Consider the following 13,312-nt stretch of genomic DNA (forward strand, 5'->3'; position numbering starts at 1 on the left):
ACAAGTGGGCATTGAAATGAGTAGTCACCAGAATAAGTTTGGCGCGCGGGAGAGCTCGCTTTGAGCGTGCAGACAAGCGCTACCCTTGGAGCCTTGCGTCCGTTGCTGTCGCAGTTGGCGGACGGCAATGTCCATTCTGGTGAGGCCCTCGGGGAGGTGCTGGGGGTGAGTCGTGCGGCGGTTTGGAAGCAGCTGCAAAAGCTCGAGGCATTTGGGTTGCAGGTGGAATCGGTAAAAGGGCGGGGCTACCGCCTGCCCGGTGGCCTGGATCTGCTGGATGGCGCGCGTATTCGCGCGGCGATGGATTCCGATGCTGCACGGCAGCTCGCCGAGCTTCAGGTGTTCGACCTGGTGGACTCCACCAATGCGCAGGTGCTTTCTGCTCTGGATGCCGGGCGCGGACATGGGCTGGTCACTCTGGCCGAGCAGCAAACCGCTGGCCGCGGACGTCGCGGCCGCCAGTGGCAGAGCCCGTTTGCCGCCGGTATCAGTCTCTCTATCGGTTGGCAGTTTAATGGTGGTGTGCAGTTACTCGAAGGTTTGAGCCTTGCTGTGGGCGTAGCCCTCGAGCGCGCGCTCGCGCGATTTGACGTGCCGGATATCCGCCTCAAGTGGCCCAATGATGTGTGGTGTCGCGGACGTAAACTGGCCGGTGTTTTGCTGGAACTGAACGGCGACCTTACCGATCGGTGCGGCGTGGTAGTGGGCATCGGCCTGAATATGCACCTGCCGGAATCTGTGTCGGAAGCCATCGGCCAACCTTGGATCGATCTCGAGGCGGTACACCCGGGTATTTCCCGCAACGAGCTGGTTGCGGCGATGCTGGATGAATTGCTGCCAATGCTCGCGGAGTATCCGGAAACGGGCTTCACTCCCTGGCGTCAGTCCTGGATGTCTCTCGACCAGTTTGCCGGCGCCGAGGTATGTGTGCAGTCGGCGCAACAGCGCTGGTGTGGCATTGCCTGCGGGGTCGACAGCAGTGGCGCCCTGCTGCTGGAAATAGACGGGCAGCAAAAGGTATTTCACGGAGGGGAGGTCTCTCTCCGCCCCGCCACTGGCTCAGCGGGCGAATATCGTGAGTGACATTTTTCTCGAGCTGGATCAGGGGAATACCCGCGGTAAGTGGCGATTAGTGCGCAGCACCCAGGCCGGAAGTGTGGATATCATTGCCCGCGGTGCTTTTGCGCCCGGGCCCTGGTGGCAAGACGGGCGTTTGCCTCCGAGCTGGTCGCAATATCGGCTGGCAGGGGTCCGCTGTGCGAATGTTGCCGGTGCAAAGGTCTCCCTCGCGATTGATGCGAGACTCCAGCGGGAATTGGGTATCTCCGTGGCATTTGCCCGGGTAACAGCCGAAAGTGCCGGGGTGTCTTGTGCGTACGAGGATGTATCCCGCCTGGGAGTGGATCGGTGGTTGGCGGTGCTTGCGGCACACGGGCGGGCAAAAACGCCGGCACTGATCGTGGATTGCGGTAGTGCGGTCACTCTGGATCTGCTGGCGGAAAGTGGGCAGCATCTGGGCGGGTATATCGTTCCAGGCCTCGGGCTAATGCGCCGAGCCCTGTACAGCGACACAGATGCGGTGAAAGTTGCTGAGTCGTTTGCCGGAGGGATGTCTCTGGCGCCGGGCTGCAATACAGAGGATGCGGTCAATCGGGGGTTGCCGCTGATGGTGTTGGGGGCGGTTGAAGGAGCGCGTGAGGCTTTGCTGGGACGATTGTCGGGCGGTAAAGGCATGCAGCCCCGGGAGTCGGCCTCGGCGATGCGGCTGTTGTTCACTGGTGGTGACGGTGCCCTGATCGCCGCACTCTGCCCGCATCCGGCGGAGGTGGTGGAGGATCTTGTCATGGAGGGGTTGGCGTACGCCGCCCTTGCTGGGCCCAGCGTGTGATGCGTGGCTGCAGCGCACAATCTTCGATGACGCACTTACTTTGATGAATGGTGCCGTGCGCGCACAACTTATTAACTGATGAATCAATAAACTTGTATGCGCTGGATATTTTTCTTGTTGTTGACTGTAAACCTCGGGTTGCTCGGGTGGTTTTTGAGCGCAGACCGCACACCTGCGGCCAAGGCAGTTGCGGTGGCGACGGACACCGGGGTGAATACTATCTCGCTGCTGAATGAGGTGGACCCCGATCAGCTGGTGCGAGAGCGGCCGGCGCCTGCGGTTAAGCCTGGGCAGGCGGAAGCTGGGGAGTCTGTTGTTGAGGCTGCACCCTTGTGTACTTTGGTGGGTCCATTTGAGGAGGCCTATCAGGGCGAGGATGTGGTGCGGCGTTTGCAGGCACTCCAGGTCGACGCGGCGCTAAGAGATGTCGAGATGCAGGGGCAAATGCGCTACTGGGTCTATCTGGCACCGTTGAACTCCACCAGGGAGGCTTTCCGCAAGTTGCGTGAGCTCCAGGCGGCGGGTGTCGATAGTTATGTGATTCCAAAGGGATCGCTGGAAAATGGTATCTCCTTCGGTATTTTTTCCGAATTGGAGCGAGCCGAAGCTCTGGCCAGGGAGTTGCAGGGGCGTGGATTTGCCGCGGAGTTCCGCGAAGAGCCGCAGACCTATCTCGAGCGCTGGGTTGTCTTGTCGGGAGCGTCTGGTGTGAAAGGTACTGAGGAGGGCGCGGTTCTGGGGGAAGAGTTTTGGCAGCAGTTGCAGCTCGACTACCCGGATATTGGGCGCCGGCAAAACCTGTGCAGCGAGATTCAGCAGGGCAGCAAAGAGTTGTAGCCGAAGAGGAAAAGCAATTTGCCTGCCGGGGTTAAGAAAAGCGACAACAGGCTGTTGCTTGTCGAGATCACTTCCCCTAGAATCCCGCCTCCACTTCAGGGGGTGTCAACAGTCGCTGAAGTGTGCGGAGCTTTCGGGCTTCAAATTTAGAGATGCTGGCGTAGCTCAGTTGGTAGAGCAGCTGACTTGTAATCAGCCGGTCGGGGGTTCGACTCCTCTCGCCAGCTCCATCTCTTTTCCGTTTCGCGGGCTGCTGAAGAAGATCAGTTAAGTGTGTGAAATTTAAGGAAAAACTTGTTGACATAGAAGAGGTCGCTGTAGAAAATACGCACCGCTTTCGAGCAGGGGTTCCCGAGTGGCCAAAGGGATCAGACTGTAAATCTGACGCGCAAGCTTCGGTGGTTCGAATCCACCCCCCTGCACCATTATTTCGAACAGTTTGCCCTATGGGTGGCAGGCAGTTCAGCGTAGCCCCTGAGGGGTGGGTGAGAACCGCCGCGGTTCGACCCCGACTGCGCAGCAGGCGGTGAGCGTCGCATAGCGACGACCCGAAGGGTGAGGCCGAAGGCCGAATAATCCACCCCCCCTGCACCATTATTCAGATGCCTGTGTGCTGGCATCGAAGGTAGAAGAGGATTTTTGGTCTTCTATCTGGAGGTTATCGCACGCGATAGCGCGGGCATAGTTCAATGGTAGAACCTCAGCCTTCCAAGCTGATGATGCGGGTTCGATTCCCGCTGCCCGCTCCATTTCATTGTGCGGAGCCTGGTTGGCAAGCTTGAATGAGCTTGGTTCTAAAGTCGTCCAGCTTGTTGGGTTGGGCGCATGCAGGCAGCCCCGCCTGCGCCGGCAGGATTGCTGGCTTCTGGAGTAAGCTCATGTAGCTCAGGGGTAGAGCACACCCTTGGTAAGGGTGAGGTCGGCGGTTCAAATCCGCCCATGAGCTCCATTATTCGTAGCCGCGGTGACCTGTGTCTCCGCGGCTATTTGTATCCGGGTTTTTTGTCGTTAGGCGCCCCGGGTGCGCAGGCTCCCGAACGGACTCTTGTCTGTGGCTATATGGGAGCCGTTCTTGGTAATAGTCGCTAGTTCGGCTCACGCTTATATTGGGAGGCCCGCAATGGGAAAAGAAAAGTTTGAACGTTCCAAGCCCCACGTAAACGTGGGCACCATCGGTCACGTTGACCACGGTAAAACCACCCTGACCGCTGCGCTGACTCGCGTATGTGCCGAAGTGTGGGGCGGCGCTGCCGTTGCCTTCGACGGTATCGACAACGCTCCGGAAGAGCGTGAGCGCGGTATCACCATCGCGACCTCTCACGTTGAATACGAGTCCCCGACCCGCCACTACGCGCACGTAGACTGCCCGGGACACGCCGACTACGTTAAGAACATGATCACCGGTGCTGCTCAGATGGACGGCGCTATCCTGGTATGTGGCGCGACTGACGGCCCTATGCCGCAGACCCGTGAGCACATCCTGCTGTCTCGTCAGGTAGGTGTACCTTACATCGTTGTATTCCTGAACAAAGCAGACCTGCTGGCAGAAGACTGTGGCGGCGTAGGCTCTGAAGAATACGCAGAGATGCTGGAACTGGTAGAGATGGAGCTGCGCGAGCTGCTGGATCAATACGAATTCCCAGGTGACGACACTCCGATCATCGCTGGTTCTGCCCTGATGGCCCTGAACGGCGAAGACGACAACGAGCTGGGCACCAGCGCTGTTAAGAAGCTGGTAGAAACTCTGGACGAGTACATCCCGGAGCCAGAGCGCGCTGTAGACCAGCCGTTCCTGATGCCGATCGAAGACGTATTCTCCATCTCTGGTCGCGGTACCGTAGTAACTGGCCGTGTAGAGCGTGGCATCATCAACACTGGTGACGAAATCCAGATCGTTGGTATCAAAGAAACCACTTCTACCACCTGTACCGGTGTTGAAATGTTCCGCAAGCTGCTCGACGAAGGTCGTGCGGGTGAGAACATCGGCGCCCTGCTGCGTGGCACCAAGCGTGACGAAGTTGAGCGTGGTCAGGTACTGGCGAAGCCGGGCTCCATCACCCCGCACACCAAGTTCGAAGGTGAGGTTTACATCCTGTCCAAGGACGAAGGTGGCCGTCACACCCCGTTCTTCAAAGGCTACCGTCCGCAGTTCTACTTCCGTACCACCGACGTAACTGGTGCGGTTGAGCTGCCGGAAGGCACCGAAATGGTAATGCCGGGCGACAACATTCAGATGTCTGTGACTCTGATCTGCCCGATCGCCATGGAAGAAGGTCTGCGCTTCGCGATCCGTGAAGGTGGCCGTACCGTTGGTGCTGGCGTGGTAGCCAAGATCATCGAGTAAGCGATGTATTGTGTGGCCGTCAAATGAATTGGCGGTCGCGCTTGCAAATGTGGGGTTGGATGGTATGATCCGCCCCTCATTTTTTCCGGGGTGGCGCTGTCTGCTTCCGGGAGTGTTCCAGGCCAGTAGTTCAATTGGTAGAGCACCGGTCTCCAAAACCGGCTGTTGGGGGTTCGAGTCCCTCCTGGCCTGCCAACTTTCAGATGCCCGCAAGGGGCCTGCAGTTGGGCTATCCTGTACTGCTGTCGCTCTTTGTGGTCGTTGGCAATAAAGGCGCCTTGCGGTATTGGGGCGCGCTAAAGGCTTCTTTGTATGAACGCTAAAGTAGAGGCGAAAACCTTTCGTCTTGACGGCCTCAAGTGGCTGCTGGTGGCGCTGTTGGTAGGCGCTGCGGTTGCCGGCAATTCCTACTACGCCGAAATTCCCCTGCTGTATCGTGTGCTGGCAATTGTTGTGCTTTGTCTGGCGGCAGTATTTGTTGCGGTGCAGACCGAGAAGGGTAGTGCCTTCTGGAATCTGCTTCGGGAAGCACAGAATGAGGTGCGCCGCGTAGTATGGCCGACCCGCCAGGAAGCGACCCAGACCACTCTGATTGTGGTGGTGTTTGTGCTGCTGATGGCAGTCATTCTGTGGGCATTGGATTCCGGTCTCGGCTGGATTGCTTCCAAGATCATTGGCTAAAGGTTAATCCATGGCAAAGCATTGGTATGTGGTTCAGGCCTACTCCGGCTATGAAAAGCGTGTAAAAAACACGCTCAAGGAGCGCATTGAGCTGCACGAGATGGATCACCTCTTCGGTGAGGTTCTGGTTCCCACCGAGGAAGTGGTGGAAATGCGTGCCGGCCAGAAGCGCAAAAGTGAGCGCAAGTTTTTCCCCGGTTACGTGCTGGTGGAAATGGAGCTGAACGACGACACCTGGCACCTGGTCAAAGAGACCCCGCGTGTGCTGGGCTTTATCGGTGGCAAGGCGGATAAGCCGGCCCCGATTACCGACCGCGAAGCGCAGGCGATCCTGAATCGCATCGACGACTCTGTCGACAAGCCCAAGCCCAAGACGCTGTTCGAGCCGGGCGAAATGGTGCGCGTTATCGATGGTCCGTTTAATGACTTCAACGGTGTGGTTGAAGAGGTCAACTACGAGAAGAGTCGCCTGCGGGTGGCGGTGTTGATCTTCGGACGCTCCACACCGGTAGAGCTGGAATTCGGCCAGGTAGAAAAGAGCTGAGTTCGAGCTGAAAGGATTCGGCCCTCTTTCGCTGTGTGCGGAAGGGGGCTTTCGCGTCCCTGAAATCCCGGTATGCCTGTTTCGGCTGTCTGGTTCAGGGCAAACAGGGGAGCTGAGCGTTGCACGTTTGTATAAGTGTACAGCGCAGGCGCTAGTACCCAGTTAAAGAGGAAGCTGTAATGGCTAAGAAAATCGAAGCTTACATCAAGCTGCAAGTAAAGGCCGGTCAGGCCAACCCGAGCCCCCCCGTCGGCCCTGCACTGGGTCAGCACGGTGTGAACATCATGGAGTTCTGTAAAGCGTTCAACGCGCAGACTCAAGGTCTGGAGCCGGGCCTGCCGGTGCCGGTTGTGATCTCTGTATACAGCGATCGCTCCTTCACCTTCATCATGAAGTCTCCGCCCGCCGCAGTACTGCTGCGCAAGGCTGCCAAGATCAAGAGCGGTTCCGGCCGTCCGAACACCGACAAAGTTGGTAAAGTGACCCGCGCTCAGATCGAAGAAATCGTGGAAATGAAAAAAGCTGACCTGACTGCTTCCGATATGGACGCAGCGGTGCGCACCATCGCGGGTTCTGCGCGCAGTGCCGGTATCGAAGTGGAGGGTCTGTAAGTGGCTAAATTGACCAAGCGTCAGCGCGCAATGGCTGAAAAACTGGAAGCTGGCAAGGCTTACGGTATTGAAGAAGCAGTCGCGCTGCTGAAAGAGTTCTCCAACGTTAAATTCGCCGAAACCGTTGATGCTGCCATCAATCTGGGTATCGATCCGCGTAAATCCGACCAAGCTGTTCGCGGTGCGACCACCCTGCCGCACGGTACCGGTAAAGAAGTACGCGTTGCCGTATTCACCCAGGGTGCCAATGCCGACGCCGCTAAAGAAGCTGGCGCCGACATCGTAGGCATGGACGAGCTGGCTGCAGAAGTGAAAGCTGGCAAGATGGATTTCGACGTGGTTGTGGCTTCCCCGGACGCCATGCGCGTTGTGGGTCAGCTGGGCCAGATCCTCGGCCCGCGCGGCCTGATGCCGAACCCGAAAACCGGCACCGTAACTCCAGACGTTGCGACTGCGGTTAAGAATGCCAAAGCTGGTCAGGTGCGTTTCCGCGCTGACAAAGGCGGCATCATCCACGGCGGTATCGGTAAAGTGAGTTTTGACGCCCAGTCTCTGAAAGAGAACCTGGAAGCGCTGGTTGCTGACCTGAAAAAGGCCAAGCCGGCTTCCGCGAAAGGCGTGTACCTGAAAAAGATCACCCTGAGCACCACCATGGGCCCGGGTCTGACTCTGGATCAGGCATCTCTGGACGTTAAGTAATTCCTGCGGGATTCACTGCGTTCAGTAAAAAGAACTTTGGGGTCCGCTGATTGCTTTGGCATGAGCGCGGGCCGTCAAAGACCGTAGGTGCGGCGGGTGTTTGAGGTTTAAATGCCCCCGCTTAATCCACTCTCTGGCCAGGTTTGGCCGCTAGGTGTTAATAACCGAAGAGAGTGAGCCTACGCAGACGGTGTGCCCAAACCAGTATTTTTACTGGATTTGAGCTTGAGCGAAGTTAACCGCTTCGCTCGTACACCGGGAACGGATCGGGTTCATGATGTCCCGATCTTTTTTCAAATCCAGGAGTGACACTATGGCTATTGGACTCGTAGACAAGAAAGCGATTGTCGCGGAAGTCCAGCAGGCTGCTGAGGGTGCTCTGTCTGCGGTTGTTGCGGATTCCCGTGGCGTAACCGTGAATGACATGACTGCCCTGCGTAAAGAGGCTCGCGAGAACGGCGTTTGGTTGAAGGTCGTCCGCAATACTCTGGCGCGTCGCGCTCTGGCCGGTACCGAATTCGAATGTCTCATTGAGAACTTCGTCGGTCCCAGCATCATTGCTTTCTCCAACGAACACCCGGGTGCCGGCGCGCGCATCCTGAAGGCGTTCGCGAAAGACAATGAAAAGCTGGAACTGAAAGGTGCCGCCTTCGAAGGCGTAGCGACTGACATCGCACTGTTGGCAAGCCTGCCGACTTACGATGAAGCAATCGCTAAGCTGATGAGCTGCATGAAAGAAGCGTCTGCTGGCAAACTGGTTCGCACTATTGCGGCCGTTCGCGACCAGAAAGAGCAGGAAGCTGCGTAATTATTTCGCAAGAGCGAAATGGCAGTTTTCCACTTTTAAAGAAATTACGAGCAGTTTCCTGCTCACACGAAATCAGGTACTAACTCATGTCTCTGACTAAAGAAGATATCATCAATGCGATCGCCGAAATGTCTGTTAAGGACGTTGTTGAGCTGATCGAAGCTATGGAAGAGAAATTCGGCGTAACCGCAGCTGCTGCTGTTGTTGCTGGTGGCGCTGCTGGCGGCGAAGCTGCTGCAGAAGAGAAAGACTCTTTCGACGTAGTTCTGGCAAGCGCTGGCGACAAGAAAGTAAACGTGATCAAGGCTGTTCGCGGCATCACCGGTCTGGGCCTGAAAGAAGCCAAGGCACTGGTAGACGGCGCTCCGAGCCCGATCAAAGAAGGCGCTACCAAGGACGAAGCCGAGGAAGCGAAGAAGCAGCTGGAAGAAGCCGGCGCTACTGTAGAACTGAAGTAATTCGGTTTTACACATTACCGCCAGTGGCTGCTTGAATTAGCGGTGGCTGGCGGAAAGGCTGGTGGACTTTTGTCCGCCGGCCTTTTTGCCGTTTGCGGCATGGGCGTTTTATCCGCCATTTCGCAACGGAATTTCGAGAGGTTTGTGCACAGGGCAGCTTGTTTTTTGAGCGCCTGTTTTGAAAGCATAGTGCAACGGCTGCTGCATTGTGCAGAGACTTCTCGCCCGGATGGACTGCGTATCGTCAGAAATCTGACCGCAGTTCTGATGAAGTCTTGTCACCGATCAAGCTGGGGAATATGAATGGCTTACTCATACACTGAGAAAAAACGTATCCGCAAGGATTTTGGCAAACTGCCTAAGGTCATGGACGTGCCTTTCCTGCTTGCGATACAGCTGGACTCGTATCGCAAATTTACTCAGGCCGACACGCGCCCGGATGAGCGCCTGGATATCGGCCTGCAGGCTGCGTTCAAGTCTGTATTTCCGATTGTCAGCTACTCTGGCAACGCTGCTCTGGAGTATGTGAGCTACACACTCGGCAAACCTGCCTTTGATGTCAAGGAATGTACCCTGCGCGGCGTGACCTACGCCTGCCCGCTGCGTGTACGTGTTCGCCTGATTATTTACGATAAGGAATCCGCGAATAAGTCCATCAAGGACATCAAGGAACAAGAAGTGTACATGGGCGAAATTCCGCTCATGACTGAAAACGGTACCTTCGTTATTAACGGTACCGAGCGCGTAATCGTGTCCCAGCTGCACCGCTCCCCGGGTGTATTCTTCGATCACGACAAAGGCAAGACCCACTCCTCCGGTAAACTGTTGTACGCCGCGCGAGTAATTCCTTACCGTGGTTCCTGGCTGGATTTCGAATTCGATCCGAAAGACCTGGTCTACGTACGTATCGACCGTCGTCGTAAGCTGCCGGCCACCATTCTGCTGCGCGCCCTGGGGTACAGCTCCCAGGAAATGCTGGAAATGTTCTTCGAAACCAGCAAGTTCACCCTGGAAGACGAAACCGTCAGCCTCGACCTTATCCCGTCCCGCCTGCGCGGTGACGTTGCCTCCTTTGATATTAAGGACGGCAAGGGCAAGGTGATCGTAGAGGAAGGCCGTCGTGTTACCCCGCGCCATATTCGCCAGCTGGAAAAAGCCGGTGTGGAGAAGCTGGAGGCGCCGATCTCTTACTTGTACGGCCGCGTACTTGCACACGATGTGATCGATGACTCCACCGGTGAAGTGGTTGTAGAGGCGAACGCGGAGATCACCGAAGAAGTGATCACTAAGCTGCGCGTCCTCAACGTCAAGAATATCGAGACGCTGTACACCAATGACCTGGACTGTGGTCCGTTCATCTCCGATACCCTGCGTGCCGATCCTTCCCGCACCGAGCTGGAAGCGCTGGTAGAAATCTACCGCATGATGCGCCCGGGCGAGCCGCCTACCAAAGAGTCTGCTGAGTCTCTGTTCGAGAACCTGTTCTTCTCCGACGAGCGCTATGACCTGTCTGCAGTTGGCCGCATGAAGTTCAACCGCCGCCTGAACCGCGAAGACGAGACTGGCCAGGGTACCCTGAGCAAAGACGACATCGTCGATGTTCTGAAAACCCTGATCGAGATCCGCAACGGCCGCGGCATGGTGGACGATATCGATCACCTGGGTAACCGTCGTGTGCGCTCCGTGGGCGAGATGGCCGAGAACCAGTTCCGCGTGGGTCTGGTACGTGTAGAGCGCGCGGTAAAAGAGCGTCTGTCCATGGCGGAGTCCGAAGGACTGATGCCGCAGGACCTGATCAATGCCAAGCCGGTGGCCGCTGCGGTGAAGGAATTCTTCGGTTCCTCCCAGTTGTCCCAGTTTATGGACCAGAACAACCCGCTGTCGGAAGTTACCCACAAGCGTCGTGTATCCGCGCTTGGTCCGGGTGGTCTGACCCGCGAGCGCGCGGGCTTCGAGGTGCGAGACGTGCACCCGACCCACTACGGCCGCGTATGTCCGATCGAAACGCCGGAAGGTCCGAACATTGGTCTGATCAACTCCCTGGCGACCTATGCCCGCGCCAACCACTACGGCTTCCTGGAAAGCCCGTACCGCAAGGTTGTCGACGGCCAGGTAACCGACCAGATCGAATACCTGTCTGCCATTAACGAAGCCAACTACGTGGTTGCACAGGCTTCTGCAGCGGTCGACGAAAACGGTCGCTTTACCGATGACCTGGTGAGCGTGCGTCACCAGTACGAATTTACCCTGAAGACCCCGGACGAAATCCAGTACATGGACGTGTCCGCCCGTCAGGTAGTGTCTGTTGCTGCGGCAATGATTCCGTTCCTGGAACACGATGACGCCAACCGCGCATTGATGGGATCGAACATGCAGCGTCAGGCGGTTCCGACCCTGCGCGCTGAAAAGCCGCTGGTAGGTACTGGCATGGAGCGCACCGTAGCGCGCGACTCCGGTGTCTGTATCGTGGCCAAGCGTGGCGGTGTGATCGAGCGTGTTGACGCCAGCCGTGTGGTTGTACGCGTACGCGACGAAGAAGTGGAAGCCGGTGATGCGGGTGTGGATCTGTACGGTCTCACCAAGTACACCCGTTCCAACCAGAACACCTGTATCAACCAGCGCCCGATCGTGAAGACCGGCGACGTGGTTGCCCGCGGTGACATTCTGGCCGACGGCCCGTCCGTTGACCTGGGTGAGCTGGCTCTGGGTCAGAACATGCGCATCGCGTTCATGCCGTGGAACGGCTACAACTTCGAGGACTCCATCCTCGTATCCGAGCGTGTGGTTCAGGAAGACCGCTTCACCACCATCCACATTCAGGAACTGACCTGTATTGCCCGTGACACCAAACTGGGCAGTGAAGAAATCACCGCGGATATCCCCAACGTGGGCGAATCTGCGCTGAACAAGCTGGACGAGTCCGGCATCGTGTACATCGGTGCAGAAGTGGGCGCTGGCGACATCCTGGTTGGTAAGGTGACTCCGAAAGGCGAAGCCCAGCTGACGCCGGAAGAAAAACTGCTGCGTGCGATCTTCGGTGAGAAGGCCTCTGACGTTAAAGACACTTCCCTGCGTGCGCCTTCCGGCACCCGCGGTACCGTGATCGACGTACAGGTCTTCACCCGCGACGGTCTGCAGAAAGACCAGCGCTCTCTCGCCATCGAGAAGGCCCAGCTGGACGAAGTGCGCAAGGACCTGAACGAAGAGTACCGCATCGTTGAAGGTGCAACCTTCGAGCGTCTGGCGGCTGCACTGGACGGACAATCCGTTGCCGGTGGTAAGGGCGTCAAGAAAGGCGACGTACTGAACGCTGAAATCCTCGCCGGCCTGCCGCGCGAAGACTGGTTCAAGCTGCGCATGAGCGAAGACAGCCTGAACGAGCAGCTGGAAAAAGCCGAAGCCCAGCTGAAAGAGCGTCGCAAGCTGCTCGACGAGCAGTTTGAAGACAAGAAGAAAAAACTGGAATCCGGCGACGACCTGGCGCCGGGCGTGCTGAAAATCGTCAAGGTTTACCTGGCGATCAAGCGTCGCATCCAGCCTGGTGACAAGATGGCCGGCCGTCACGGTAACAAAGGTGTTATCTCCGTGATCAAGCCTGTCGAAGACATGCCGTACGACGAAAACGGCGAGCCGGTCGACGTGGTTCTGAACCCGCTGGGTGTACCGTCTCGTATGAACGTTGGTCAGGTTCTGGAAATGCACCTGGGTATGGCGGCGAAAGGTCTCGGTGTGAAGATCGATCGCATGGTCAAGGAGAAGCAGGAAGCGGCGAAGATTCGCGGATTCCTGGAAGAGGTCTACAACTCCACCGGCGGTCGTTTCGAAGATCTGAACGAGCTGTCTGATGAAGAAGTTCTGGCCATGTCCGAAAACCTGCGTCGCGGTGTACCCATGGCGACTCCGGTATTCGACGGTGCCGCTGAGCCTGAAATCAAGAAGCTGCTGCGTCTGGCGGACATCCCGGATTCCGGCCAGATCACGCTGTACGACGGCCGTACCGGTGACTCTTTCGAGCGTCCGGTAACCGTGGGCTACATGTACATGCTGAAGCTGAACCACCTGGTAGACGACAAGATGCACGCGCGTTCTACTGGTTCCTACAGCCTGGTTACCCAGCAGCCGCTGGGTGGTAAGGCGCAGTTCGGTGGTCAGCGCTTCGGTGAGATGGAGGTGTGGGCACTGGAAGCTTACGGTGCCGCTTACACCCTGCAGGAAATGCTCACGGTCAAATCCGATGACGTGGAAGGTCGTACCAAGATGTACAAAAACATCGTGGATGGCGACCACCGCATGGAGCCGGGCATGCCCGAATCCTTCAACGTACTGGTCAAGGAAATCCGCTCGCTGGGTATGAACTTCGAGCTGGAAAACGAGTAACACTGGTATTAATCGGATTTAGTAGACAGAGGCCGGTGGCGGCGATCGGGAATCACCACCACCGG

The 13,312-nt window shown here is 57.4% G+C and carries 11 protein-coding genes, 5 tRNA genes and 1 other RNA gene; all 17 read left to right on the forward strand.

Annotated features, from left to right (window positions below):
- Nucleotides 1–66 precede the first annotated feature (66 nt).
- The 17 genes from birA to rpoB all read left to right on the forward strand — a co-directional run bounded on the left by birA (nucleotide 67) and on the right by rpoB (nucleotide 13,247).
- Nucleotides 67–1,083: a bifunctional biotin--[acetyl-CoA-carboxylase] ligase/biotin operon repressor BirA gene (birA, locus tag ACYX4K_RS00735; RefSeq protein WP_475093894.1), complete on the forward strand. Its 1,017-nt coding sequence runs from the start codon at nucleotides 67–69 to the stop codon at nucleotides 1,081–1,083.
- Nucleotides 1,076–1,888, forward strand: a complete 813-nt coding sequence (locus tag ACYX4K_RS00740) for a type III pantothenate kinase (protein WP_475090677.1) — start codon at nucleotides 1,076–1,078, stop codon at nucleotides 1,886–1,888. The genes birA and ACYX4K_RS00740 overlap by 8 nt, the downstream gene beginning before the upstream one ends.
- 114 nt (nucleotides 1,889–2,002) lie before the next feature.
- Nucleotides 2,003–2,725 carry an SPOR domain-containing protein gene (locus ACYX4K_RS00745; protein WP_475090676.1) on the forward strand — a complete coding sequence of 241 codons (723 nt, stop codon included), beginning with the start codon at nucleotides 2,003–2,005 and terminating at the stop codon, nucleotides 2,723–2,725.
- A 154-nt stretch (nucleotides 2,726–2,879) separates the two neighbouring features.
- Nucleotides 2,880–2,955, forward strand: a tRNA-Thr gene (locus ACYX4K_RS00750).
- 111 nt (nucleotides 2,956–3,066) lie between these two features.
- Nucleotides 3,067–3,150 (forward strand) — tRNA-Tyr (locus ACYX4K_RS00755).
- A gap of 39 nt (nucleotides 3,151–3,189) precedes the next feature.
- Nucleotides 3,190–3,319, forward strand: a non-coding RNA gene (locus ACYX4K_RS00760) — RtT sRNA.
- A gap of 81 nt (nucleotides 3,320–3,400) precedes the next feature.
- A tRNA-Gly gene (locus ACYX4K_RS00765) sits at nucleotides 3,401–3,474 on the forward strand.
- Nucleotides 3,475–3,599: 125 nt separating this feature from the next.
- Nucleotides 3,600–3,674, forward strand: a tRNA-Thr gene (locus ACYX4K_RS00770).
- A 171-nt stretch (nucleotides 3,675–3,845) separates the two neighbouring features.
- Complete coding sequence (tuf, locus tag ACYX4K_RS00775; RefSeq protein WP_475090664.1) at nucleotides 3,846–5,069, forward strand: elongation factor Tu; 1,224 nt, start codon at nucleotides 3,846–3,848, stop codon at nucleotides 5,067–5,069.
- 119 nt (nucleotides 5,070–5,188) lie between these two features.
- Nucleotides 5,189–5,264: transfer RNA gene (locus ACYX4K_RS00780), tRNA-Trp, on the forward strand.
- Between the two features lie 117 nt (nucleotides 5,265–5,381).
- On the forward strand, nucleotides 5,382–5,750 hold the full coding sequence (gene secE, locus ACYX4K_RS00785; RefSeq protein WP_475090675.1) for a preprotein translocase subunit SecE: 369 nt from the start codon (nucleotides 5,382–5,384) through the stop codon (nucleotides 5,748–5,750).
- A 10-nt stretch (nucleotides 5,751–5,760) separates the two neighbouring features.
- On the forward strand, nucleotides 5,761–6,294 hold the full coding sequence (gene nusG / locus ACYX4K_RS00790; RefSeq protein ID WP_066967245.1) for a transcription termination/antitermination protein NusG: 534 nt from the start codon (nucleotides 5,761–5,763) through the stop codon (nucleotides 6,292–6,294).
- Nucleotides 6,295–6,473: 179 nt separating this feature from the next.
- A complete protein-coding gene (gene rplK, locus ACYX4K_RS00795; protein ID WP_043320779.1) occupies nucleotides 6,474–6,905 on the forward strand; it encodes a 50S ribosomal protein L11 in 432 nt (143 codons plus the stop codon).
- Nucleotides 6,906–7,604, forward strand: coding sequence for a 50S ribosomal protein L1 (gene rplA / locus ACYX4K_RS00800; RefSeq protein ID WP_475090672.1), 699 nt, complete (start codon nucleotides 6,906–6,908; stop codon nucleotides 7,602–7,604). It abuts the gene before it with no gap.
- Nucleotides 7,605–7,917: 313 nt separating this feature from the next.
- Nucleotides 7,918–8,412, forward strand: a complete 495-nt coding sequence (gene rplJ / locus ACYX4K_RS00805) for a 50S ribosomal protein L10 (protein ID WP_475090671.1) — start codon at nucleotides 7,918–7,920, stop codon at nucleotides 8,410–8,412.
- 86 nt (nucleotides 8,413–8,498) lie between these two features.
- A complete protein-coding gene (gene rplL / locus ACYX4K_RS00810; protein ID WP_475090669.1) occupies nucleotides 8,499–8,870 on the forward strand; it encodes a 50S ribosomal protein L7/L12 in 372 nt (123 codons plus the stop codon).
- Between the two features lie 303 nt (nucleotides 8,871–9,173).
- Nucleotides 9,174–13,247 (forward strand): DNA-directed RNA polymerase subunit beta, encoded by a 4,074-nt coding sequence (gene rpoB, locus ACYX4K_RS00815; RefSeq protein WP_475090668.1) that lies wholly within the window; start codon nucleotides 9,174–9,176, stop codon nucleotides 13,245–13,247.
- Nucleotides 13,248–13,312 lie beyond the last annotated feature (65 nt).

The organism is Microbulbifer sp. ABF4_107 (assembly GCF_056312215.1).

Coding starts and splice junctions, on each gene's coding strand:
- tuf (WP_475090664.1), top strand. CDS start 3,846: ATGGGAAAAGAAAAGTTTGAACGTTCCAAGCCCCACGTAAACGTGGGC.
- secE (WP_475090675.1), top strand. CDS start 5,382: ATGAACGCTAAAGTAGAGGCGAAAACCTTTCGTCTTGACGGCCTCAAG.
- nusG (WP_066967245.1), top strand. CDS start 5,761: ATGGCAAAGCATTGGTATGTGGTTCAGGCCTACTCCGGCTATGAAAAG.
- rplK (WP_043320779.1), top strand. CDS start 6,474: ATGGCTAAGAAAATCGAAGCTTACATCAAGCTGCAAGTAAAGGCCGGT.
- rplJ (WP_475090671.1), top strand. CDS start 7,918: ATGGCTATTGGACTCGTAGACAAGAAAGCGATTGTCGCGGAAGTCCAG.
- rplL (WP_475090669.1), top strand. CDS start 8,499: ATGTCTCTGACTAAAGAAGATATCATCAATGCGATCGCCGAAATGTCT.
- rpoB (WP_475090668.1), top strand. CDS start 9,174: ATGGCTTACTCATACACTGAGAAAAAACGTATCCGCAAGGATTTTGGC.